Origin of the sequence: Candidatus Nitrotoga arctica, from assembly GCF_918378365.1 — a bacterium.
In the GTDB taxonomy this organism is placed as follows: Bacteria; Pseudomonadota; Gammaproteobacteria; order Burkholderiales; family Gallionellaceae; genus Nitrotoga; species Nitrotoga arctica.
On the sequence record NZ_OU912926.1, the window covers coordinates 1,468,313 to 1,491,239 of the forward strand.

Genomic DNA, 22,927 nt, shown 5'->3' on the forward strand with positions numbered 1-22,927 from the left:
AAAAGAGGATTCCCGGAATCAATCAATTCAACTTAGCGGGGATGAGTCAGAACAGTGTTTTTGGTCTGGCCGCAAGAGTACAAATACCGTCAGTGCGGTAAAGGCAAGACATGCAGCCAAAAAGAAAGCGCTGGACGGATGCATTAACCACAACGCCCCAGCGATCAGTGATGCAGGCAGATAGATAAGGCCGGTCACAAAATTGTAGACACCGATCGCGGATGCGCGCCGCTCTAATTCGAGATCTGCTATAAACGCCTTGCTTTGGGCTTCGTCGATCGCATAAAACACGCCATAGATGATGAAGAGGGCAATGATCTGCCATTGTGTGGTCGCGAATGCGAAGCCGAGGCTCATCAATAGATAGATCAGGTAGCCCAGCATTATTATCCGAGCCCTTCCTAAACGGTCCCCAAGTTTGCCTATCAGTGGTGATGCAACAACGAACGCAATATTGAACAAGGCGTAAAGCAACACGATGTCCTTAATTGAAAAACCGACGCTGTGTGCACGTAACAGCAGAAAGCCGAAACTGAAATAGGCCAGTGAAAAGATTCCTGCTGCAACAAGGTAGCGTTTGAATTGCGGGCTGAGAATTTTCCATGTTTCGAACATATTCTCGCGTCGGTGCTCAACCCCTGGAGGATTCTTGATGAGACTCAAGATCAGGACGCCGAGCAAGGCGGGAATGAGCGCGGCCCAGAACAGGATCCGGAACGTCGAGGCTCCGTCACCCAGCCATGAAAGCAGACCGTACGCCACAAGTGGGCCAAGAACGGCTCCAGACTTGTCGAGAGCTTTGTGCACTCCGAATGAATATCCCCTCGTGTCTTTGTCGGATACTGCCGCAAGCCAGGCATCTCGTGGTGGCCCGCGGAAACCCTTACCCAGCCGTTCGATGACACGAAATATACTGAGTCCTACAACTGAACTGGTGATTAACAAAATGATTTTAGCCAGCGCGGAGAAACCATATCCGGCCAGAGCGAAAACTTTGCGTTTTCCGGTTCGATCGGACAACCAGCCCGCCAAGTAATTCAATGAGGATGCGGAGAAGTCGGCAAGTCCCTCGATCAGACCAAGCAAAGCGGCTGATGCCCCTGCGATGGTTGTAAAGAAAATTGCGAAGACGGAAAAAATCATCTCGGAGCTAAGGTCAGTTAAAAAGCTCACTAGACCCAGCTTGAGTATGTCTGGATGCACACCAAACTTCTTACCTGCCGGATCAGGTGACATCGTACCCTTGCCCCTTTTTAATTAGTTTTACTCGAATTTGCTTGTAATGTGGGCAAAAATTTGTAGTTTTTTAGCCTGCTTTTTCATCAGGCGTTTTGACGGCAGACTCTACCATAAACTGCAAGCCATTTTTATGGCACAAAAAACAGTCCCGAAAAATTAATAATTGTTTTTAAACGATCTTATGTAAAAAATGTGTGGCTGGTGTTAGCACGTGGTGTGGTTGTCAGTTCGGTTGAAATTAAGAGCTATTTGAAGTGGCTGGCGTTATGCCTAATAGCCGGGTTAAAAAATTCCGTTTACCCCATGTTTTTTCTATTTATTTTCTTCATATAACTTCAGAACGTTTAATTATTTTGCATTTATAACGCGGAAATTAAGGCGGTTTCCTACGCTTATTCGTTCAATAGTCATAGCGCATTGTTGTTTAGCATGTGTGTCATGGAAGAAGTAAAAAAGTAATGGAGGATATAAGCAAAATGGTCAGCAAAATTGACAATGCATTACAGTTTAATCGAACCGTGCTGAATCTGCGCGCGGCGCGGCAGGAACTTATTGCTTCCAATATCGCTAATGTCGATACACCTAACTACAAGGCAAAAGATATTGATTTTGTCAAGACGTTGCAAGGCGCAATTTCAGGTAATACGGTGAAGTTGCAGATGGCAGGTACCATGCCCCATCACTTGAGTAGTAGCCCAGGTGAAAACGTAATGGGTGCGCCGGTAATGTTCCGCAATGTAGTGCAGCCTAGCGCGGACGGCAACACGGTGGATATGGATGTTGAGCGTGCGCAGTTTGCTGATAATGCTTTGCGCTATGAAGCCAGCGTGAAATTTGTGGACAACCAAATCAAAAGTGTATTGACCGCGTTACAAGGATAACCATTATGTCGTTATTTAATATTTTTAACATTTCTGGTTCTGCCATGACGGCGCAGTCACAGCGTCTGAATGTGGTGGCCAGCAATTTGGCCAACGCCGATAGTACGACTAGTGCCAATGGCCAGCCTTATCGTGCCAAGCAGGTGATGTTTAGCGCCACGCCGATGGGAGATGGAGGGGGGGCCGGGGTAAAAGTATCAGGGGTGGTGGAAGATGCTTCACCGATGAAAATGCTTTATGACCCCAAACACCCTATGGCCAACGCGCAGGGTTATGTCACGCTGCCCAATGTTAATGTGGTGGAAGAGATGGTGAACATGATTTCGTCTTCGCGTTCCTATCAAAATAATGTGGAGGTGATGAATACCTCCAAGAGTTTGTTGCTCAAAACTCTGACCATAGGTCAGTAACGAAAGGATAAACCATGATTAGCGCAACTCAAGATACCGGCTCCGCTTCCGCACTTATTTCTTCGCTTAATGCCAAGCGCAATGCTGCGTCGAATACTGAAAGCAGCGTTGCTACTACAGAGGATAGATTTTTGAAACTGTTAGTTACCCAAATGAAAAATCAGGATCCGTTGAATCCGATGGATAACGCGCAGGTGACATCACAGATGGCGCAGCTTAGTACGGTAAGCGGCATTGATAAGCTTAATGCCACCCTGCAGGCATTAAGCGACAGTATGTCCATGGGACAGTCTTTATCAGCCACCAGCATGATAGGGCATGGGGTTTTGATTTCAGGCTCTACGATTACTCTGCAAGATGGCAAGGCAATTGGTGGGATTGAACTGACTCAGCCCGCTGATAGCGTAAAGGTTTTGATACAGGATGCTGCGGGTAACACGGTGAGCACCTTGCAAATGGGTCCGCAGAAGGCTGGTGTGACACCACTGGCATGGGATGGTCAGACAGACGCGGGTTCACCTGCCGTAAATGGAACATATAAATTTTCGGTGGAAGCAATGCTGGCTGGCAATAAAATTGACGCTAATGCCCTGACCTTTGGCATGGTAAATGCTGTAACTCCAGGAACAAATGGAGCTACTCTGGATGTGGGGTCGGCTGGTAGCGTTGCGTTATCTGCAGTAAAGCAAATTATCTAATGTAAGGAGAGTGTCATGGGATTTCAACAAGGGTTAAGTGGATTAAATGCGGCGGCCCAGAATCTGAACGTAATCGGTAATAACGTTGCTAACGCAAGTACCGTTGGTTTTAAACAATCACAAACGCAGTTTGCGGATGTGTATGCCAGCACTTTGGGCGGCTCCGGTGGCTTGGCAGCAGGGATTGGCACTAAAGTTTCAACTGTGGCCCAACAATTTGGGCAAGGGAATATCAGTGTCACCAGCAACCCGCTGGATATAGCGATTAGCGGCCAAGGGTTTTATCAACTGGACAATAATGGCGCAATATCTTACAGCCGGAATGGCCAATTTCAATTGGACAAAAACGGTTTTGTAGTAAATGCACAGGGTCACAAGTTAACCGGTTTCGCGGCTAATCCGGTGACGGGAGCCATTTCGCTGGGTAGTGCAGTGCCATTGCAAGTGTCTACGCAGTCTCTTACTCCTTTGCCGAGTTCCACATCTTCGGTTGGCGTAAATTTGGATTCCCGTATGTCAGTGCCTACTACGGCAGTTTTTAGCGCGACTGATTCAACCTCGTATAATAGTTCTACCGCCTTGACGCTATATGACAGTTTGGGCAATAGCCATATTGCGACTACGTATTTTGTGAAGAATGCGACTGTAAATACTTGGGATGTTCATGTGACCGTGGATGGTTTAGGTCTGGATGGAACAGCTGCGACTGCAACGAATACTTTGCTAGGGACATCTCCTACTTTAACCTTTAATACAACCGGTGCGCTCATTACCCCAGCGACAGGCATAGTAAGCGTACCGGGTATTGTTTATGCAACAGGTTCGACTACCCCTCAGCCTTTGACGTTCAATTTTCTTTCTTCTACGCAATTCGGTGCGGCATTTGCAGTGAATCAACTGACTCAAAATGGCTATACATCCGGGCAGTTGAGTGGTTTTAACACAAGTGCGGACGGTACTATTGTGGGCCGCTATACCAACGGGCAATCCAAGGCATTGGGACAAATTTTGCTCGCTAACTTTGCCAATCCACAGGGCCTGCAGCCTGTGGGCAACAATGAATGGAGTGCCTCCGCAAGTTCTGGTTCAGCATTGATAGGTACGCCGGGCACCTCAAGTTTGGGTGTGGTGCAGTCAAGCGCAGTGGAAGATTCCAACGTGGATTTGACCGCTGAACTGGTGAATATGATTATGGCGCAGCGTGTATATCAGGCTAATGCGCAAACCATCAAGACGGAGGATGCAATGATGCAAACCATTACCAATCTGCGCTAAGTAGTTACCTGACTGCTGCGCTTAACTGAGGAGAAGAAGATGGACAGGCTTATTTATACTGCCATGAGCGGGGCATCGCACACGTTGCAACAGCAAGCGACGGTGGGGCAAAATTTATCCAACGTTAACACTCCTGGTTATCGCGCTGCCGTTAATGCATTCCGCGCAGTGCCGCTAGTTGGCGAAGGTTTGCCGACGCGTGCTTTTGTAGTGGATTCCACTGCCGGTGCTGATTTTTCACCAGGGGTAATGCAGCCAACCGGGCGCAATCTGGACATGGCGGTACAGGGTAGAGGCTGGATTGCCGTACAACTGGAAAACGGCAGTGAGGCATATACCCGTAATGGCAGTTTCCACGTTACTCCCGAAGGTATTCTGCAGACCCGTACCGGCTTGAATGTGGCAGGTGACTCGGGCTTGATTACTATTCCGCCCAATACCGAAGTGACCGTAGCCAAGGATGGCACCCTTTCCACCGTACCAACTGGAATGCCACCTAATCAGGTTGTGGTGGTTGGGCGGATCAAGTTAGTGAATCCGGCAGAAGCGCAGATGGTACGCGGTGACGACGGCTTGTTTCGTACAAGGGATGGTAAGCCTGCCGCGGCTGATATAGAGGTGACAGTGGCTCCCGGTAATCTGGAAAGTAGCAATGTGAATACTGTAGAAGTAATGGTAAATATGATTGCGCTGGCACGGCAGTTCGATATGCAGATGAAAATGCTGCAAAGCGCTGACAGTAATGCCAAGCAGGCCAGCCAAATACTCAATATGAACGCTTGATTTCGACGCGACTAACCGCGCTCCTATAAATTTTGAAAGGATAGTGACCATGATACGTTCCTTATGGATTTCTAAAACGGGACTGGAAGCGCAGCAAACCCAGATGGACGTCATCGCTAACAACCTTGCGAACGTTAGTACCACCGGTTTCAAACGTTCGCGTGCGGTGTTCGAGGATTTGCTGTACCAGACTATACGTCAGCCTGGTGCGCAATCTTCGCAGCAGACCCAGATTCCATCCGGTTTGCAGATCGGCACTGGCGTGCGTCCGACTGCCTCGGAGCGTATTCAAACTCAGGGTAATCTGCAACAAACCAGCAACCAGTTTGATATAGCAATACAAGGCGCAGGTTTCTTTCAGGTACTAATGCCGGACGGTACGACGGCTTATACACGAAGCGGATCATTTCAGACTGACAGCCAGGGACAGCTGGTGACTGCTAGCGGCTTTGTAGTGCAGCCTGCTTTAACTATCCCTGTCAATGCCACCAACGTCACCATAGCCCGCGACGGCACGGTGTCGGTCACTCAGGCCGGGGTCGCAACACCCGTGCAGATCGGCAGTATGCAATTGGCTGTCTTCATTAATCCGGTTGGCCTGCAAAGCCAAGGAGAAAATTTGTACGTAGAAACTGCATCATCTGGAACGCCCAACACCAATGTGCCGGGCACTAATGGCGCTGGATTGCTGAATCAGGGCTATGTGGAAACCTCTAATGTGAACGTAGTTGAGGAGCTGGTTAATATGATACAGACGCAGCGTGCTTATGAAATCAACTCCAAGGCAATCACGGTTTCCGATCAAATGTTGCAAAAATTAGCGCAGATGTAAGTGGAGTGAAATGCGCCATGCGGAACTTGTCTAGCCGGATTATGTGCAGCGTGATGTTGGTGCTTGGGGGGTGTGCGCATACTCCTTCGACCAATATCCATCAGCCGATGACAGCACGTGCGCCCGATAAAAAAGCAGAGGCTGATAATGGTTCCATCTTTCAGGCCGGGCAGAATGAGCGACCATTGTATGAAGGAAAACGCGCGCGTAACGTGGGCGATATTCTCACTATTATCATTTCAGAAACGACTTCAGCTGCCGGAAAATCGACTAGCGGCGCAGAACATAAAGGAAGTATGTCTTTACAAACGCCGAGTATCACGCAAATTCCCGGCGCCAATTTAACGATGCATGGCATCGGTCTTGCTAGCAGCTCAAGCGGCAGTTTGGCTGACAAAAGTAATAATGCTGGTGACAATACCTTTATTGGAACCGTCACAGTGACTGTGGTTGAAGTGTTAACAAACGGCAATTTATTAGTCAGTGGTGAGAAGCAGGTCGCGATTAATCAAGCGAATGAATATATTCGATTTTCCGGTGTAGTCAATCCGTACACCATAACTGGCAGCAATACCGTGCAATCCACACAAGTGGCGGATGCACATATTGAATACAAAGGTGCCAATCATATTGATATGGCTGTAATCATGAGCATGCTGGGACGCGCCTTTTTGTCTGTATTACCGTTCTGAAAAAGGCTAATACAATGAATATTGTACAAATTATTATTCGAATTGCCAAAATAATATTCCTGATATTGGTAGTTGCTGTGCCTACTGCCTCATACGCTGAGCGCATCAAGGATCTCGCCAGCATTCAGGGTGTGCGAGAAAACCAGTTGCTTGGCTATGGCTTGGTTGCTGGTCTGGATAACAGTGGTGATATGACCACACAAACGCCATTCACTGTTCAAAGCGTGATCAGTATGTTGACGCAAATGGGAGTAAGTTTGCCTCCTAATATCACCCTACAATTAAAAAATGTGGCGGCAGTAATGGTGACGGCAATGCTTCCACCATTCGCGCGTCCCGGACAGGCTATAGACGTCACAGTTTCTTCGATGGGTAATGCAAAAAGCCTGCGCGGAGGAACACTTTTAATGACGCCACTCAAAGGTGCAGATGGCCAGGTGTATGCCATGTCGCAGGGTAATTTGCTGGTTGGTGGTGTGGGGGCGGCAGCCGGCAATGCCAAGGTGCAGGTCAATCACTTGAGTGTCGGACGCATTCCTGGTGGGGCAACAATAGAACGATCCGTGCCAACAGTATTGGGGCAGGGCGATTACATCCATCTGGAATTAAAAGCTATGGATTTCACTACTGCAACACGTCTTGCCGTTGCAATCAATTCTGCACTTTCGCCGTCTACGGAAATTGCTGCTGCATTGGATGGTCGCACTATCCAGGTGCGCGCACCAACAGGCAGTGCGCGTGTGGCTTTTGTTTCGCAGGTTGAAAATTTACAGGTTGACCCCGCGCAGGGTGGGGCGCGCGTGATCGTAAATGCGCGCACCGGTTCGGTCGTTATGAATCAGACGGTGACGTTGGATAATTGCGCGATCTCACACGGCAACCTGACGGTGGTGATCAATACTGATATCACGGTGAGTCAACCCAACCCATTCTCCCAAGGCAAAACAGTGCAGGTCGCTAAATCTACAATCGACATTCAGTCCGATAAAGGGGGGCTGGTCATGCTGAATAAAGGCGTGACGTTGGGCGAAGTTGTGAAGGCGTTGAATTCGATAGGTGCAACTCCGCAGGATCTGCTTGCTATCTTGCAGGCGATGAAGTCTGCCGGGGCATTGCGCGCTGAACTCGAGATTATTTAATGAACATTATGCGACACACTTTGGTTGCACCAACTGTCTATCTTAATTTAGAACTTTAATTCATTGAGATACCGAGAATGATCAATTCAAGTGATATTTCCGGTAGAGCCGATGTTTCCGGCAGCTTGGCGGTGAGTGCGCAAAGCTTGGACAAACTGCGTATGCAGGCCAAACAGTCACCCGACCAGGCCTTAAAACTGGTTGCACAACAGTTCGAAACAGTATTTATGAACATGATGCTGAAATCCATGCGTGATGCTACACCGCAAGACGGCATGTTTGATAGCGAACAAACCAAAATGTTTACCGGAATGCTGGATCAGCAATTGGTGCAGAGTATGTCTAGCCGAGGAGTGGGTTTGGCTGACATCATGATCAAGCAATTGAGCCGAGCAGCCAGTACTGATGTTGCTCAGACACGGGCAGAATCTGTATTGGCTACGCCAGTGCGCACTGCTAGTGCGATGCCTGTGCCGTATAATGACAGTTTTGCGAATGGGATAAAAAGCAGTCCATCCCAGCCCACCCCGCTCCAACAAGATTTTGTGCGTCGCATGACACCTCACGCTGTGCAAGCGAGCCAGGAAACCGGTGTGCCGACGCATCTGGTAATGGGACAAGCTGCGCTGGAAAGTGGCTGGGGCCGACGGGAGATACGTCTGCCTGATGGCAGCACCAGTTTCAACCTGTTTGGCATCAAGGCTGGTGGTAACTGGAATGGAAAGGTAGCGGAAGTGGTCACTACTGAGTACCACAATGGAGTAGCAAGCAAGCAGGTAGAAAAATTTCGTGCTTATTCATCCTATACCGAAGCATTCAGCGATTACGCACATCTGTTACGGGACAATCCACGCTATGCTCAAGTGTTGCAGTCAGGGCAAGGGAGCCCTCCCGAGTTAGCCCATGCATTACAGCGAGCGGGTTATGCGACTGATCCTGATTATGCGGATAAATTGGTGAAAGTCATGAATCGGATTAATACGATAAGTTAACAGTGTCGCTCAATTAAAGAAATTTTATGGGACGCCGATAACTTGTACAACGTCCTGCAAGTATTCAGGTTAGATGGAGCACACCCTTTCTCGCAAATGAGGAGAAAATAGTGATTATTTATAATCCTTCATTCTGGGCTGAGTGCATACGATCAGTTTAAACACGCAAAGTGTGGCAAGGAATTTATGGGAATCGGTATTTTCGGGAGTGGGGTCAGCGCATTGAATGCAGCCCAAATTGGGTTGTCGATAACTGAACACAATATTGCCAATGTGAATACCCCCGGTTTTAATCGGCAGGAGGTCGTGCTAGGGACACGCTTACCTCAAGCGACTGGCGCAGGATTTATTGGCCAAGGGGTAGATGTCAACAGTGTCAAACGAATATATAACGAATTTCTGTCTAACCAAGTTATGCAAGGACAGGCGCAGGCCAGTCAATTGGAAACCTATGCCAATCAGATTGGACAGATCAATAATATGCTGGCTGATCCCGATGCCGGCCTGTCGCCCGCATTACAGGAATTTTTCGGCGCGGTAAATGATGTTGCCGGCTCGCCGGAGTCTCAAGCCGCGAGGCAAGCTATGCTGGGTAGCGCTCAGTCTCTGGTGTCACGGTTTCAGTCGTTAAATCAGCGCATGAGTGACATTAATAGCAGCATCAATGGCCAGATTACCAGCAGCGTAACGACCATTAATAGTTATGCGCAGCAGATTGCATCCATGAATAAGAATATCGTGCTGGCACAAGCGGCATTCAATGGGCAGCCGCCTAACGATTTGCTAGACCAGCGTGATCAACTTATCTCGCAGTTGAATCAGGAAATAAAAGCAAATGTAGTTAAGCAAAGCGATGGTAGCTTTAACGTATTCATCGGCGCTGGCCAATCACTGGTGGTGGGAGAGCAGGTAAATACTTTACAGGCAGTTCAATCGCTTAGTGATCCCTCCAGGATTGATGTGGCATATCGCTCAGGTGCGAGCGTTATTCGCTTGCAGCAAAATAGTCTTCAGGGTGGCAATATGGGGGGGCTTTTAGCTTTCCGCAGTGAGTCGCTGGATGTCGAACAAAATGCCTTGGGCCGGGTGGCCATGGTATTGGCAGATACGTTTAATCAACAGCATAAGCTTGGACAGGATCTGAATGGTACGCTCGGCGGTAATTTCTTTGCCCAGCCTGTGCCTGTAGTCAATACGAATGCAGCAAATACAGGCAACGCTACTGTTAGCGCCAGCGTTGCTAGTTCTTCAGCGTTGACCGCCAGCGATTATTCGTTGCGATTTAACGGTGGGACTGCTTATACATTGACTCGTCTTTCGGATAATACGGTTACCGCCTTTGCTACTTTGCCACAAACAGTGGACGGCCTTACGATCACTACTACTGCGGGAGCAATGACGGGTGATAGTTACACGATACGCCCGACCGTAAATGGAGCACGTGACATTTCTGTTGCCATCAGTGATCCCTCCAAGATTGCCGTATCGGTGCCAATTCGTACTAATGCATCACTGGCTAATATTGGATCGGGGCGCATTAGCGCAGGCACGGTGAATGCAACTCTTCCTATCAATGCCAATTTGCAGCAGCCAGTCAGCATTGTTTTTGATAGCCCACCGACTACATTCACTGTGACGGGCGTAGGGATATCGGGTTCCCCGGTTGCAGGTGTGGCTTATGTCGTGGGTACAGCTATTACCTATAACGGGTGGACTATGCAGATCACTGGTGCCCCTGCTGCGGGGGATACCTTCACGGTGGCAAGTAATACCAATGCTGCAGCAGACAACCGTAATGCACTGCTGCTGGCGAGCTTGCAAACCAAAAATACAGTTGCGGGCGGAACTGCCTCTTATCAGGGCGCTTATGCGCAATTGGTCAGTCAAGTTGGTAATAAGACACGTGAGCTGGAAACAATCAGTCTGGCGCAAACCAGTATGGTTAATCAGCTTATTCAAACACAACAATCAGTCTCCGGAGTGAATCTGGATGAGGAGGCAGCCAATCTGATGCGTTATCAGCGTGCCTATCAAGCTGCGGGGAAAGCAATTCAAATTGCCGGTACTTTGTTTGATACTTTGTTAAGTTTAGGAGGGTAACAAGCCATGCGTATTAGCACTAGCACTCTTTATAATGCCAACGTAAGTGTGCTTAATCAGCAGCAGGCTCAGCTGTTGCACACACAACAGCAGATTTCCACTCAGCGGCGTATCCTCACTCCAGCAGATGATCCGATTGCCTCAGCTCGCGTACTGGACGTATCGCAAGCGGACGCCTCTAATTCACAATATGCGGCCAACCGAAATGTTGCACTGAATTCCACGTCGATGAGTGAGGGAGTTTTGCAAAGCGTAACGAACTTGCTGCAGGATGTCAGAACTCTAGCAGTCAATGCGGGTAGTGGGGTACTAAATAATTCTGACCGGCAAACTATGGCAACGGATTTAAGTGGTCATCTGGAAGAGTTATTGGCATTGGCAAATAGCACAGATGGAATAGGTAATTACCTGTTTTCTGGTTTTCAGGGCAGAACACAACCTTTCGCTAACAGCAATGCGGGTGTCCAGTATCAGACCGATGATGGTCAACGCATGATTCAGGTCAGCAGTTCAAGACAATTGGCGGCCAGTGATTCCGGCGCAGACATTTTTATGCGCATCAAGAATGGCAATGGAACCTTTACTACCCAGGCGGCACCTGCGAATGTCGGGAGTGGCATTGTCAGCTCAGGAGTGGTTACTAATCCGACGTTGCTTACGGGAAATAATTATCAGGTGACATTCAGTGTGGTCGCTGGTGTGACAACTTATGGTGTGACCAATACCACGCCGGGAGCATTGGTGCCGGTGCCAGTAGCAGCCGGTACCCCTTATGTCAGCGGACAGGTAATCAGCTTTGATGGCTTGCAGTTTGATGTCACAGGGGCGCCGGCTAGTGGGGATGTATTCACTGTAGCGCCCAGCACCAATGAAAGTATATTCAAAACTATCTCCAATTTAATTACTGCTCTGAGAACGCCTAATCCACCGGGGGGGGCGATTGCAACAGCGTTAAATAGTCTGGATCGTGGCATGGATAATGTGTTGACAGTGCGCGCCTCATTAGGGACCCGCATGCGGGAGCTGGATGCTCTGCAAAGCGCAGGGGAAAGTATAGGGGAACAGTACAAACAGACATTATCGCAATTGCAGGGTGTGGATTTAAATAAGGCGATCAGCGATCTCACCCAGCAAAGAACCAGCCTGGAAGCTGCGCAGAAATCTTTTCTGGCTGTGTCTGGGTTGTCTCTTTTCAACTATATGTAGAAACTCTGCCCCCAAGTTTCTACATTGTCAGTTTTATTTGTTCTATGTGAAATAGAGTAGTAATCAGCTTTCAATCTCCCGCATAAAAAGTAGCGTTCCCACAGAAAAAGATGCATCTGTTTGTCTTGAGCTTGTCGAAGGATGAGCGAATTTACTTTTCGCCAAACGAGAAACTTCTATTCAGTCGCCGTGCATTATGGCTTCTTGCCGTTCATTTTGTACTTCTAGAAAAATTATCCCTACGAATCATAATTTAGTGCTGTTTTAGTATTAAAGATTCTTTAAAGATTGCCGCTACATATTTGAGAATTTTATTTTTTAATAAAAGCTAAAAAGAAAGTGGGGGACGAAATTATGGCAGTGCAAAAAATTAATTCGGCAGCACATAAAGCTACAGCAACATTCTGTTGGGGAATTGCTTTAGGAATTGGTATTGCCGGCGCCTCACTGTTGCTTATTCTGGGTGAAATGGGCTGGGCTAATATCGTGTCGGCTGTCGTTCTGATCGGAATATCAGCAGCTGCTGGAGAGTGGGGCGCTCGCCGTCATCGTACCTTACTTAAGTTAGCCATAGCACAAGAGATGGTCAATGCCAAAGCAAGATTTGAAATCGAACTTGAGAATGCGGCTGTAGGTGGCTTGGAAGAGGTATGTACGGAGGTGGTGCCTATCTGGTCCAGACAAGTCGAAATCACTCGTAATCAAACCGAAACAGCCATCATGGACTTGGCCAATCGTTTTGTTGGCATTAATGCAAAACTGGAGGCATCGGTACGTGCGTCGCAAAGCGCTGCTGGTGATCTGGCAGGTAATGCGGAGGGTGGGGCATTGGCAGTAATGACACAAAGCGAGTCATCGCTGACCAGTGTGATTGACTCTATTAGGGAAGCGCAGCATAGCCGCAACGACATGCTGGAACAAGTTAGAAGCCTCAATGATTACACGGGCGAACTGAGAGCCATGGCCGTCAAGGTAGCAGAGATTGCCGCTCAAACAAACTTGCTCGCTTTAAATGCCGCGATCGAAGCTGCAAGGGCCGGAGAAGCAGGGCGTGGATTCGCTGTGGTGGCGGACGAAGTGCGCAAACTATCCAGCCTTTCCAGTGAAACCGGTAAAAAAATGTCAGGTACCGTTGATATTATCAGTAACGCCATCACCAGCGTATTCAAGATCGCTGAAAGCTCTTCCGAACATGATTTCAAATCAGTCGCAAGTTCTGAATTGATTATCCAACAGGTTCTCCAAAGCTTTAATAACGTCACTTCGAATTTGTCAGACTCTGCGGAACTGCTACAACAGGAAAGCGCAGGTATTCGCGATGAATTATCCGACGTGCTGGTTTCACTTCAGTTCCAGGATCGCGTCAGCCAGATACTGGTTCATGTGCGCAACAACATGGAAAAGTTGCACCAGCACTTGCAGCAATACAAGCAGGACAGGGCAGCGTCTATTCCGGTTAAACACATCAATATCAAAACATGGTTGGCGGATATGGAGACGCTCTATGCCACGCAGGAACAAGTGCACACTCATCGCGGGGGTCAATCCAGCGCAGCCGCGAAACAAGAAATTACATTTTTTTAGGAGGAAGTATGGGTAAAGCAATATTGATAGTTGATGATTCCGCAAGTGTAAGGCAGGTCGTCAGCATTGCATTAAAAGGGGCAGGTTACGACGTGATTGAGGGGTGTGATGGCAAGGATGCGTTGACAAAACTTAATGGGCAAAAAATCCATCTGATTATCAGCGATGTGAACATGCCCAACATGGATGGGATTACCTTCGTCAAGGAAGTCAAGAAACTGCCAAATTATAAGTTCACGCCAATCATCATGCTCACCACCGAGTCTCAGGAAGGAAAAAAACAGGAAGGCCAAGCAGCGGGTGCCAAGGCTTGGGTGGTTAAACCGTTCCAGCCGGCACAAATGCTGACCGCCGTGGCCAAATTGATATTGCCATAAAGCTTGGCAATGAGGACTACATAAGGAAATACCATGCCTATCATCTCAACAAATAAAAATGGACAGTCGCTACTGCATATTGAGGGCGACATGACTATCTACACTGCTGCCGACATGAAGAGTGAACTGATGACTCATATGGCTCAACCGTGCGAGCGAGAAATTGATTTGTCAGAGGTCAGTGAAATGGATAGCGCTGGCCTGCAAATTCTTATCTCGGCTAAGCGCGAAGCCGAAAAGCACGGAACCAGTTTGCGATTAAGCGGGCACAGCCGTGCGGTGCTCGATGTGCTGGATATGTGTAATTTGGCATCTTATTTCGGCGATCCGGTGGTGCTTTCTTGTAATGAGAAAAAAGGACAATAAAATGAGCATAAATCTCGATCAAGCACTACAAACATACATCGCCGAAGCACGCGAGCTACTGCAAGAGATGGAGGACTCGCTGTTGCGGCTTGAAGGTGATCCGAACGATGCCGACACAATCGGCGCTATATTTCGCGCCGCGCATACTATCAAGGGATCAGCCGGTTTGTTCGGATTAGATCCTATTGTCAGTTTCACTCATATTGTTGAAGACGTATTGGACCGAGTACGCGATGGAGACGTTGCTATTGAGGCCAATCTGATCGCGGTATTGCTTGAAAGCGGCGATCACATGTTGCACTTGGTTAACGTAGTTGCCGCCCAAGGCGAACAGTTGGATACAGAAGCGATTGCACGGGAAAGTGGTTTGCGTATTCGGTTGCAGGCATATCAGGATGATTCCAAGACAAGTCATACCGTTCAAATAAAGGCAGAAATTCCACTGGAGTCCAGCGGTGGTGGTTTGGTAGAGACGGACAATTGGCACATCTCATTGCGCTTCGGCCAGAACGTAATGAGAGATGGGATGGATCCACTTTCTTTCCTCCGTTACTTGTCTACTCTCGGAGAAATTGTTTCCATTACTACTATGTTCGATGCCCTGCCGCTTGCCCATGAAATGGATGCGGAATCGTGCTATCTCGGTTTTGAAATTGATTTTAAGTCGGATGCGGACAAGGCGACTATCGCGGGAGTGTTCGAATTCGCACGAGAAGGCAGTCTTATCCATATTCTGCCGCCGCATAGCAAGCTGACGGAATACATCGAATTAATTCGCACGTTACCGGAATGCGAAACGCGCTTAGGCGAAATCTTGGTGATCACAGGGGCGCTCACCCAACAGGAATTGGAAGATGGCCTAAGCGAACAGCAAACCAGTGTCCGTTCGGACGGCTCTACAACGCCGCTGGGTGAAATTTTGGTGGACCAGCACTCGGTCGAACATGAAGTAGTGCAAGCCGCGCTGGATAAGCAAACTCAGTCCAAAGATAGTAAAAACAAGGAAAACCGTTACATTCGGGTGCATGCCGACAAGCTGGATGAATTGATCAATATGGTGGGTGAGTTGGTCATAGCCGGAGCAGGTGTAAGTTTGCTTGCCCAGCGCGTTAGCGATAACGGACTACAGGAAGCCACTTCAGTGATGTCGGGGTTAGTGGAGGAAATACGCGATGGTGCGTTGCGTCTGCGTATGGTTCCTATTGGTGAAACCTTTAACCGTTTTCAGCGTGTGGTACGTGATGTTGGCCGCGAACTTGGGAAGGACATTGAACTGGTAATTACCGGTGCAGATACCGAACTGGACAAGACCGTTGTGGAAAAAATTGGAGATCCACTTATGCATCTGGTGCGTAACGCTATGGATCACGGTATCGAGTCGGCTTCAATTCGAGAGGCAAAAGGGAAGTCAGCCAAAGGTACGCTGCGGCTTAACGCTTTTCATGATTCGGGCAGTATTGTAATTGAGATTGTCGATGATGGAGGTGGTCTTAACCGTGATCGAATTCTGCAAAAGGCTAGGGATCGCGGCTTGATTGCTCCTAACGTAACACCGCCTGATCAGGAGATTTACAACATGATTTTTGAGGCAGGTTTCTCTACCGCAGAAGCCGTAACCAATCTTTCAGGTCGAGGCGTGGGGATGGATGTAGTCAAACGTAACATCACAGCACTGCGCGGCACTGTGAGTCTAGATAGCGCGGTAGGTCAAGGCACTACAGTCAGTATTCGTTTGCCGCTTACTCTCGCGATTATCGATGGCTTTTTGGTAGGTGTCGGAAAATCCAGCTATATAGTGCCGCTGGACATGGTACAGGAATGCATTGAGCTGACCGAAAATGACCGCCAGTTAACGCGCGAGCGCAGCTATCTCAATCTACGCGGCGAGGTATTGCCATTTGTCATGCTGCGCGATCATTTTGAAGTTGAGGGTACTACCGGAGTGCGGCGCGAGAATGTGGTCGTAGTGAGTTGTGCAGGTCAAAAAGCGGGGCTGGTGGTAGATGAGCTAATGGGCGAATTCCAGACTGTAATCAAACCACTAGGTAAGATATTCAGTACCCTGCGCGGAATCAGTGGCTCCACCATACTCGGTAGCGGTGAAGTGGCGCTGATTTTGGATGTGTCATCGTTGGTTCAGCAGGCAGTTAATCGGGAATCTCAGCATGTTTCAACCAGGCAATTTACACATTAATTTTCGTGTCACTAAATTTTATAAACTTTACTTAAAGTAATCACTGGGAGAATAAATTATGTTTAAAAATATGAAAATAGGTATGCGTTTGGGCTTTGGTTTTGGCTTGGTGGTGATTTTACTGTTAATCATCGCGGTCTTAGCTATTTCGCGGCTTTCGCAGCAAAACGATATGCTGAATCTTATCGTTAATGATCGATATATGAAAATGGGTGTAGTGACGGATATCAAGAGCGAATCCACTGCCATTGCCATCGCGTTAAGAAACATGATGCTCACTGATAGCCGTGATGACATGAAGAAACAAGAAGGAAAAATTATTGAATCGAAGAATAAAATTGGAGAAAACGTAGAGAAATTGCAAAAGATAGTTATCTTGCCGAAAGGAAAGGAGATGCTGCAGCAAGTTCTGGAGGCCCGAACAAAATATGTTGATGGCTATAAGACATTGATTAATATTGTTAATGAAGGGAAGAACGATGAAGCGCGGGTGTATTTGACTAATGTACTGCGTCCCATCCTAGGCGCTTATCAAGCCAGCTTGAATAAATTTAACGATTTTCAGAATGAGTTGGTGGTTACAGCCGTCAAGGATGCCGCCGATAGTTATAACATGGCACGCAACGTGATGCTGGCCCTGGTAGCGATTGCGCTGGCATTGGCCGCAAGTATCGCCTTATGGGTCACTAGCAGCATTACCAAACCGTTGAATGTAGCCGTGAACGTGGCAAACCAATTAGCCGAAGGAGATCTGTCTGCAAAGATCGAGGTGACTTCTAAAGATGAAACCGGTCAATTACTTATAGCCATGCAAAACATGGTAGGAAAATTGTCGCAGGTTGTCACTGAAGTGCGCAGTGCCTCGGACAATCTCTCCAGCGCTTCTGAAGAAGTAAGCGCGACTGCCCAATCCATGAGCCAAGCCACTAGCGAACAGGCAGCCAGTGTGGAAGAAACCAGTGCATCGGTTGAGCAGATGAGTGCTTCCATCAATCAGAATACCGAAAATGCCAAGGTTACCGACGGTATGGCCAGCAAGGCAGCCAAGGAAGCGACCGAGGGTGGCGAGTCAGTGCAGCAAACTGTGTCGGCCATGAAGGAAATCGCAAAGAAAATCAGCATTATCGACGACATTGCCTATCAGACGAATTTGCTTGCGCTCAATGCTGCCATCGAAGCAGCTCGGGCGGGCGAACATGGCAAGGGTTTCGCAGTAGTGGCAGCGGAGGTGCGCAAACTGGCTGAACGCAGCCAGGTGGCGGCGCAGGAAATTGGCGAGCTGGCCTCCAGCAGCGTCGGGATGGCGGAGAAGGCTGGCAGACTGTTGGATGAAATGGTGCCCTCCATTAACAAGACTTCCGATTTGGTACAGGAGATCAGCGCCGCATCGGAAGAGCAATCTTCCGGCGTGAGTCAGATCAATACCGCAATGAGCCAGTTGAGCCAGATTACTCAGCAAAATGCATCGGCATCTGAAGAGCTGGCAGCTACCGCTGAGGAAATGAACAATCAGGCGGAGCAACTGCAACAGACCATGGGGTTCTTTAAAGTCGAAACGAATGTCGGCGGCAGTCAACGCAAGGCTGTCGTGAATAAGGTGGCGGCGGATAATAGCAAAGCTGCACGCCCGGCCAAGGCAAAAGCAAAAGCTGCCATGCACGCCCTTGCTGGCATCCCGAATGAAGCTGAATTTGCCCGATTTTAATAGGAGATAGCCATGGGCGCACTAGTTAAAAAGGAAATTCATGCGGCTGTCGTGCAGCAGGAAAGGGGGCAATATCTAACCTTCCTGATTGGAGGCGAGATGTTTGCCATCAGCATCCTCGGCATCAAGGAGATCATCGAATACGGCAACCTCACTACCGTACCCATGATGCCGGATTTCATTCGCGGCGTGATAAACCTGCGGGGTGCAGTGGTGCCGGTAGTGGACATGTCGGCACGCTTCGGCCGCACCGCATCCGAAGTAACGCGGCGTAGCTGTATTGTCATCATTGAAGTCGAAGCGGATGACGAAAAGCAGGATGTCGGCGTAGTCGTGGATTCGGTATCAGAAGTGCTCGAAATACCAGCCGCTGAAATTGAGCCGGCACCGAGTTTCGGTGCCAGGATCCGGGCTGACTTCATCAGCGGCATGGGTAAAGTAAACGGTCAGTTCGTGATCATACTCAACGCTGACCGCGTACTGTCAGTGAATGAAATGGCCATGCTGTCAGGGGCAAGCGTGACGGAGATTGCTGAGGCAGTATTAGCGTAAGCAAGCAGAACACGCATGGTGAGCGACGGATGGGTGAAAGTTGGCGTAATTTACCAAACTTTCTCCATCCTGATGCCATCCACTTCGGCAGTTTTGCCGATCCCAGGTAGACCAAGCGTTTACAATAAACTGTAGAACGAAAAAACCAATGCATACCGCCACGCTAAGAGATGATGAATTTAACCAGTTCCGTAGCTGGTTACATCGCACCGCCGGGATTAATCTCTCCGACGCAAAAAAAGCGTTGGTCTCAGGACGTCTGTCCAAGCGGCTGAAACACTATGATTTGACCAGCTATGGTGATTATTTCCGGCTGATTACTCAGAGCACCGAAGCAGCGGAATTACAGACTGCACTGGATCTGCTTACCACCAACGAGACCTATTTTTTTCGCGAACCCAAACACTTTGATTTTCTGCGAGGGCAGATTTTACCCAAGGCGCATGCAGGCAAAACATTTCGCTTATGGAGTGCAGCCAGCTCGTCCGGCGAAGAACCTTACAGCCTCGCCATGACACTTGCCGATGGTTTGTCTAGCACGCCTTGGGAAATCGTCGCGTCCGACATCAGCACCCGCGTTCTCGAAAAAGCCCGCTCTGGCCACTATGACATGGAACGGGCGCACAATATTCCGCAGTCTCTGCTCTCTAAGCACTGCCTGAAGGGTACTGGTTCCCAAGAAGGTACTTTCATGATTGAGCGCAGCTTGCGCAGTCGCATGCAATTCATGCAAATCAATCTGAATACAACACTGCCGAAGCTGGGCGAGTTTGACGTTATTTTTCTGCGTAATGTCATGATCTATTTCGACATGGATACAAAACGCCAAGTAGTTGCACGCATGTTGCCATTTTTGAAGCCTGGCGGTTATTTTATTGTCAGCCATTCAGAAAGCCTTAATGGAATCACCGATGGCCTGAAATTGGTATCCCCATCTATATACAGCAAACCATGAAGCGGTCTGGAAATGTCATTGAAGTATTTTTACAGCCGGGAGATTTTTATTTCGGTGATACGAATACTCGCATCCGTACTCTTCTTGGATCCTGTGTATCTATTACCATGTGGCATCCGACAAGATTAATTGGTGGCATGTGTCACTACCTGCTACCTGCTCGGGAAAACGCTTCGGCGAATTCGCTCGATGGCCGTTATGCGAAGGAAGCCATGCAAATGTTTGCGCGGGAAATTCGGGCAGCCAAAACACACCCTTCAGAATATACCGTGAAATTATTCGGGGCGGGCAACATGTTTCCCGGTATAAAAAAAAAGAACCCGTGCGATCTTAAAGGCTGCACTGATAGTATAAATATATGCATGAACATCTCCTGCAAAAACATGACTATTGCTCGCTCGCTTGTTGCTTCACACGGATTCGTGGTCACAGCCGAAGACTTGGGAGGGGCTGGCCATCGGCAGATTGTATTCGACATTCATAACGGCAATGTCTGGGTGCGCAAACCCGGCGTAACCCAAGCATGATTTAAAGAGCATAAATAAATGAAAAAAATTAAAGTGTTATTGGTCGACGATTCGGCTGTAGTGCGGCAAGTATTGCAGGCAGTATTGGATCAGGAACCGGACATTCAGGTAATTGGCGCGGCATCCGATCCTATTTTTGCCATGGAAAAAATGACTCGCGAATGGCCGGATGTCATCGTGCTAGACGTGGAGATGCCGCGCATGGACGGCATCACCTTCCTCAAAAAAATAATGGCTGAACACCCCACGCCGGTGGTGATCTGTTCTACGCTCACGGAAAAAGGTGCGGAAACCACCATGCAAGCGCTTGCCGCTGGAGCAGTTGAAATTATTACCAAGCCCAAAGTCGGGTTGAAAAGTTTTTTGCAGGAATCATCAAACGATTTAGTAGCTGCAGTCAGGGCGGCAGCCCAGGCCAACGTCAGGCGCCAGGTCAGAGCGGCAGCACCGCTACCACAAGTGGCAGTAAAACTTAATGCCGATGCTATTCTCTCAGCAGCCACTGCACATTCCATGGCGCAAACCACCGAACGAATTGTTGCCATCGGTACCTCGACCGGTGGTACACAGGCTCTGGAAGCCGTGTTGACAGCATTGCCGCGAGTTTGCCCCGGCATAGTTATCGTGCAACATATGCCGGAAAAATTTACTGCCTTATTTGCTGAACGTCTCAACGGTCTGTGTCAAATAGAAGTGAGAGAGGCAAAAAATAACGATCGTGTTATTCCGGGTCTTGCCCTGATTGCTCCCGGTGGCAAGCATATGCTGCTTAAGCGTAGCGGCGCGTATTACCATGTTGAAGTGGTGGATGGCCCCTTGGTTAATCGCCATCGTCCGTCAGTGGATGTGCTGTTCCGCTCAGTGGCCAAGTTTGCGGGAAAAAATGCCACCGGCATCATCATGACAGGCATGGGTGACGATGGTGCACGCGGCCTGAAAGAAATGCTGGACGCAGGAGCTCCCACGGTGGCGCAGGATGAAGCTACATGTGTTGTATTCGGTATGCCCAAGGAAGCCATTAAGCTGGGCGCTGCAAAAAAGGTGGTGCCATTGCATGAAATGCATTGGGCTATTTTGGGAAGATAAATGGGGCTGGCAGGTATCGAGTCTTGAGGTGTTAAATTATGCACATTCAGCTTGGATGCAGACGATTAAAATTATTTATATCTAAGCTGCGTTAACCCACTTATTTAAGTCGGGTGTAGTTGAGTTACAGTGATTTTTCGGTTTGGTTGTCGTGGCATTGCTTGGATTTCTGCCTCATCCAAAAATGAAATCCAACATTTATTTTGTAGTGTGTGTTGCGAGTTTTGGAAGGCATAGTTTGGCCTATCTAAATGTTGCTGCAACAGAACGGAATATTCACATCGACCGAAATTAGCAATAGATCATTTTTGTTCAAAAGAGCTGTAAGCCTGGTCAATTCCAACTGCTTTGTTGTAGCGGATACTTGGGCAAATATTTAGTTTTGCATCCGCTCCCGATTAATTATTATCTGTTTCGCAGGTTACCAATTAATACCTGTGGCGACATTAATAATCGACAGATTTACAGGTAGCCAAGAAAAAAAGTTCATGACATAGCTCATCACTTCTGTGTGGCAACTTTCTCGCTATTGATGAACTATGAAAGTCTGCTTGGAACGGAAGCAAGCTTTTGGGTGTAGCTGACCAGTCTCTCTGGGTATTGTTAATGCTGCTGGTATATAAAGAAAAATTCCTGTCCCCAGCAGCGTAACTTTGCAATCAATTTTTTAAATTTCACGATTCCTCCACTGTTTTCAAATTCATTAAAAATTTGCTCACACTTCCGCTACTCCTCATTCAGTAACGGCTGTATAACTTGTAACTTTATAGCGCCCTTGAGTTTTGAAAGAAATTTCAAACTATGATTTCAACGCTAGAAGAGCAAGTGTATGAACCGGAGGACAAGGGATCCTGTATGTGTTGATGGTCAAACACGTTGATCATGAATTCTTGATTTGTGGAGTGATTGCATTGCCGCGCAAGCTTGAAACATAAGCATAACCGGCTAATATCGCCAGGAATGGACAGTCACCCTGTGCTCATGATATTGCGCGTTTCGGATGCATTCTGGCTGCTGTCATGCAGAATGTGTTGCTTAATAAAACAATATATCAAACTCAGTTTGTTATTAATATTTCTGTCGCTATCTCGGCAAATCTCAAATACCAAATTCAACTACCACCTACTAAAGTAGGTGGGTTGAGGCTACGTCCGCCGCCCACTAAGAGTGAGCGAACCGTGGCGGACTACGCTAAAACCATATTCACAGAGCATGTAATGAAACTCATAGCATTTAAAACCTTAAATGCACCAGCTAAAGCAGGTGGTTTTTACCAATTGATGGAAAATTAAAGTAATGAATAAAATATCCGTTAAAGATACATAGAAAGTACA

The 22,927-nt window shown here is 48.1% G+C and carries 22 protein-coding genes; 21 read left to right on the forward strand and 1 reads right to left on the reverse strand.

Annotation, left to right across the window (positions count from 1 at the left end):
• Positions 1-27: 27 nt before the first annotated feature.
• Complete coding sequence (locus MKZ32_RS06520; RefSeq protein WP_239796530.1) at positions 28-1,236, reverse strand: MFS transporter; 1,209 nt, start codon at positions 1,234-1,236, stop codon at positions 28-30.
• A 479-nt stretch (positions 1,237-1,715) separates the two neighbouring features.
• Between MKZ32_RS06520 and flgB the strand changes: the two genes are divergently transcribed.
• The 21 genes from flgB to MKZ32_RS06625 all read left to right on the forward strand — a co-directional run bounded on the left by flgB (position 1,716) and on the right by MKZ32_RS06625 (position 22,885).
• Positions 1,716-2,120: a flagellar basal body rod protein FlgB gene (gene flgB / locus MKZ32_RS06525; RefSeq protein ID WP_239796531.1), complete on the forward strand. Its 405-nt coding sequence runs from the start codon at positions 1,716-1,718 to the stop codon at positions 2,118-2,120.
• A gap of 5 nt (positions 2,121-2,125) precedes the next feature.
• On the forward strand, positions 2,126-2,530 hold the full coding sequence (flgC, locus tag MKZ32_RS06530; RefSeq protein ID WP_239796532.1) for a flagellar basal body rod protein FlgC: 405 nt from the start codon (positions 2,126-2,128) through the stop codon (positions 2,528-2,530).
• Positions 2,531-2,544: 14 nt separating this feature from the next.
• A complete protein-coding gene (locus MKZ32_RS06535) occupies positions 2,545-3,228 on the forward strand; it encodes a flagellar hook assembly protein FlgD (protein WP_239796533.1) in 684 nt (227 codons plus the stop codon).
• A gap of 15 nt (positions 3,229-3,243) precedes the next feature.
• Positions 3,244-4,503 carry a flagellar hook protein FlgE gene (gene flgE / locus MKZ32_RS06540; protein WP_239796534.1) on the forward strand — a complete coding sequence of 420 codons (1,260 nt, stop codon included), beginning with the start codon at positions 3,244-3,246 and terminating at the stop codon, positions 4,501-4,503.
• A gap of 39 nt (positions 4,504-4,542) precedes the next feature.
• The gene (locus MKZ32_RS06545; protein WP_239796535.1) at positions 4,543-5,286 is read left to right on the forward strand and encodes a flagellar basal body rod protein FlgF; all 744 of its coding nucleotides are present in this window, start codon (positions 4,543-4,545) and stop codon (positions 5,284-5,286) included.
• 49 nt (positions 5,287-5,335) lie between these two features.
• The gene (gene flgG, locus MKZ32_RS06550; RefSeq protein WP_239796536.1) at positions 5,336-6,118 is read left to right on the forward strand and encodes a flagellar basal-body rod protein FlgG; all 783 of its coding nucleotides are present in this window, start codon (positions 5,336-5,338) and stop codon (positions 6,116-6,118) included.
• A gap of 17 nt (positions 6,119-6,135) precedes the next feature.
• Positions 6,136-6,810: a flagellar basal body L-ring protein FlgH gene (locus MKZ32_RS06555; protein WP_239796537.1), complete on the forward strand. Its 675-nt coding sequence runs from the start codon at positions 6,136-6,138 to the stop codon at positions 6,808-6,810.
• 14 nt (positions 6,811-6,824) lie between these two features.
• Positions 6,825-7,949, forward strand: a complete 1,125-nt coding sequence (locus tag MKZ32_RS06560) for a flagellar basal body P-ring protein FlgI (protein WP_239796538.1) — start codon at positions 6,825-6,827, stop codon at positions 7,947-7,949.
• 77 nt (positions 7,950-8,026) lie between these two features.
• On the forward strand, positions 8,027-8,941 hold the full coding sequence (flgJ, locus tag MKZ32_RS06565) for a flagellar assembly peptidoglycan hydrolase FlgJ (RefSeq protein ID WP_239796539.1): 915 nt from the start codon (positions 8,027-8,029) through the stop codon (positions 8,939-8,941).
• Between the two features lie 186 nt (positions 8,942-9,127).
• A complete protein-coding gene (gene flgK, locus MKZ32_RS06570) occupies positions 9,128-11,041 on the forward strand; it encodes a flagellar hook-associated protein FlgK (RefSeq protein WP_239796540.1) in 1,914 nt (637 codons plus the stop codon).
• Between the two features lie 6 nt (positions 11,042-11,047).
• Positions 11,048-12,247: a flagellar hook-associated protein FlgL gene (gene flgL / locus MKZ32_RS06575; RefSeq protein ID WP_239796541.1), complete on the forward strand. Its 1,200-nt coding sequence runs from the start codon at positions 11,048-11,050 to the stop codon at positions 12,245-12,247.
• Positions 12,248-12,601: 354 nt separating this feature from the next.
• Entirely contained in the window at positions 12,602-13,831 is a 1,230-nt protein-coding gene (locus MKZ32_RS06580) for a methyl-accepting chemotaxis protein (protein ID WP_239796542.1), read from the forward strand.
• Between the two features lie 8 nt (positions 13,832-13,839).
• The gene (locus tag MKZ32_RS06585) at positions 13,840-14,208 is read left to right on the forward strand and encodes a response regulator (protein ID WP_239186157.1); all 369 of its coding nucleotides are present in this window, start codon (positions 13,840-13,842) and stop codon (positions 14,206-14,208) included.
• Between the two features lie 33 nt (positions 14,209-14,241).
• Positions 14,242-14,574 carry an STAS domain-containing protein gene (locus MKZ32_RS06590; protein WP_239796543.1) on the forward strand — a complete coding sequence of 111 codons (333 nt, stop codon included), beginning with the start codon at positions 14,242-14,244 and terminating at the stop codon, positions 14,572-14,574.
• Position 14,575: 1 nt separating this feature from the next.
• Positions 14,576-16,768 (forward strand): chemotaxis protein CheA, encoded by a 2,193-nt coding sequence (locus tag MKZ32_RS06595; protein WP_239796544.1) that lies wholly within the window; start codon positions 14,576-14,578, stop codon positions 16,766-16,768.
• A 58-nt stretch (positions 16,769-16,826) separates the two neighbouring features.
• A complete protein-coding gene (locus tag MKZ32_RS06600) occupies positions 16,827-18,473 on the forward strand; it encodes a methyl-accepting chemotaxis protein (RefSeq protein WP_239796545.1) in 1,647 nt (548 codons plus the stop codon).
• 12 nt (positions 18,474-18,485) lie between these two features.
• Positions 18,486-19,025: a chemotaxis protein CheW gene (locus MKZ32_RS06605; protein ID WP_239796546.1), complete on the forward strand. Its 540-nt coding sequence runs from the start codon at positions 18,486-18,488 to the stop codon at positions 19,023-19,025.
• A gap of 148 nt (positions 19,026-19,173) precedes the next feature.
• Positions 19,174-19,980: a CheR family methyltransferase gene (locus tag MKZ32_RS06610; protein WP_239796547.1), complete on the forward strand. Its 807-nt coding sequence runs from the start codon at positions 19,174-19,176 to the stop codon at positions 19,978-19,980.
• Positions 19,977-20,507, forward strand: a complete 531-nt coding sequence (locus MKZ32_RS06615; RefSeq protein WP_239796548.1) for a chemotaxis protein CheD — start codon at positions 19,977-19,979, stop codon at positions 20,505-20,507. Before MKZ32_RS06610 ends, MKZ32_RS06615 begins: the two co-directional genes overlap by 4 nt.
• Before the next feature lie 18 nt (positions 20,508-20,525).
• Positions 20,526-21,593: a protein-glutamate methylesterase/protein-glutamine glutaminase gene (locus tag MKZ32_RS06620; protein ID WP_239796549.1), complete on the forward strand. Its 1,068-nt coding sequence runs from the start codon at positions 20,526-20,528 to the stop codon at positions 21,591-21,593.
• Positions 21,594-22,612: 1,019 nt separating this feature from the next.
• Positions 22,613-22,885 carry a hypothetical protein gene (locus MKZ32_RS06625; protein WP_239796550.1) on the forward strand — a complete coding sequence of 91 codons (273 nt, stop codon included), beginning with the start codon at positions 22,613-22,615 and terminating at the stop codon, positions 22,883-22,885.
• The last annotated feature ends 42 nt before the right edge of the window (positions 22,886-22,927 follow it).

What these genes read in the sequence shown, in the direction of transcription:
- MKZ32_RS06520 (WP_239796530.1), bottom strand. Translation starts at nt 1,236, where the DNA reads ATGTCACCTGATCCGGCAGGTAAGAAGTTTGGTGTGCATCCAGACATA.
- flgB (WP_239796531.1), top strand. Translation starts at nt 1,716, where the DNA reads ATGGTCAGCAAAATTGACAATGCATTACAGTTTAATCGAACCGTGCTG.
- flgC (WP_239796532.1), top strand. Translation starts at nt 2,126, where the DNA reads ATGTCGTTATTTAATATTTTTAACATTTCTGGTTCTGCCATGACGGCG.
- MKZ32_RS06535 (WP_239796533.1), top strand. Translation starts at nt 2,545, where the DNA reads ATGATTAGCGCAACTCAAGATACCGGCTCCGCTTCCGCACTTATTTCT.
- flgE (WP_239796534.1), top strand. Translation starts at nt 3,244, where the DNA reads ATGGGATTTCAACAAGGGTTAAGTGGATTAAATGCGGCGGCCCAGAAT.
- MKZ32_RS06545 (WP_239796535.1), top strand. Translation starts at nt 4,543, where the DNA reads ATGGACAGGCTTATTTATACTGCCATGAGCGGGGCATCGCACACGTTG.
- flgG (WP_239796536.1), top strand. Translation starts at nt 5,336, where the DNA reads ATGATACGTTCCTTATGGATTTCTAAAACGGGACTGGAAGCGCAGCAA.
- MKZ32_RS06555 (WP_239796537.1), top strand. Translation starts at nt 6,136, where the DNA reads ATGCGGAACTTGTCTAGCCGGATTATGTGCAGCGTGATGTTGGTGCTT.
- MKZ32_RS06560 (WP_239796538.1), top strand. Translation starts at nt 6,825, where the DNA reads ATGAATATTGTACAAATTATTATTCGAATTGCCAAAATAATATTCCTG.
- flgJ (WP_239796539.1), top strand. Translation starts at nt 8,027, where the DNA reads ATGATCAATTCAAGTGATATTTCCGGTAGAGCCGATGTTTCCGGCAGC.
- flgK (WP_239796540.1), top strand. Translation starts at nt 9,128, where the DNA reads ATGGGAATCGGTATTTTCGGGAGTGGGGTCAGCGCATTGAATGCAGCC.
- flgL (WP_239796541.1), top strand. Translation starts at nt 11,048, where the DNA reads ATGCGTATTAGCACTAGCACTCTTTATAATGCCAACGTAAGTGTGCTT.
- MKZ32_RS06580 (WP_239796542.1), top strand. Translation starts at nt 12,602, where the DNA reads ATGGCAGTGCAAAAAATTAATTCGGCAGCACATAAAGCTACAGCAACA.
- MKZ32_RS06585 (WP_239186157.1), top strand. Translation starts at nt 13,840, where the DNA reads ATGGGTAAAGCAATATTGATAGTTGATGATTCCGCAAGTGTAAGGCAG.
- MKZ32_RS06590 (WP_239796543.1), top strand. Translation starts at nt 14,242, where the DNA reads ATGCCTATCATCTCAACAAATAAAAATGGACAGTCGCTACTGCATATT.
- MKZ32_RS06595 (WP_239796544.1), top strand. Translation starts at nt 14,576, where the DNA reads ATGAGCATAAATCTCGATCAAGCACTACAAACATACATCGCCGAAGCA.
- MKZ32_RS06600 (WP_239796545.1), top strand. Translation starts at nt 16,827, where the DNA reads ATGTTTAAAAATATGAAAATAGGTATGCGTTTGGGCTTTGGTTTTGGC.
- MKZ32_RS06605 (WP_239796546.1), top strand. Translation starts at nt 18,486, where the DNA reads ATGGGCGCACTAGTTAAAAAGGAAATTCATGCGGCTGTCGTGCAGCAG.
- MKZ32_RS06610 (WP_239796547.1), top strand. Translation starts at nt 19,174, where the DNA reads ATGCATACCGCCACGCTAAGAGATGATGAATTTAACCAGTTCCGTAGC.
- MKZ32_RS06615 (WP_239796548.1), top strand. Translation starts at nt 19,977, where the DNA reads ATGAAGCGGTCTGGAAATGTCATTGAAGTATTTTTACAGCCGGGAGAT.
- MKZ32_RS06620 (WP_239796549.1), top strand. Translation starts at nt 20,526, where the DNA reads ATGAAAAAAATTAAAGTGTTATTGGTCGACGATTCGGCTGTAGTGCGG.
- MKZ32_RS06625 (WP_239796550.1), top strand. Translation starts at nt 22,613, where the DNA reads ATGCAGAATGTGTTGCTTAATAAAACAATATATCAAACTCAGTTTGTT.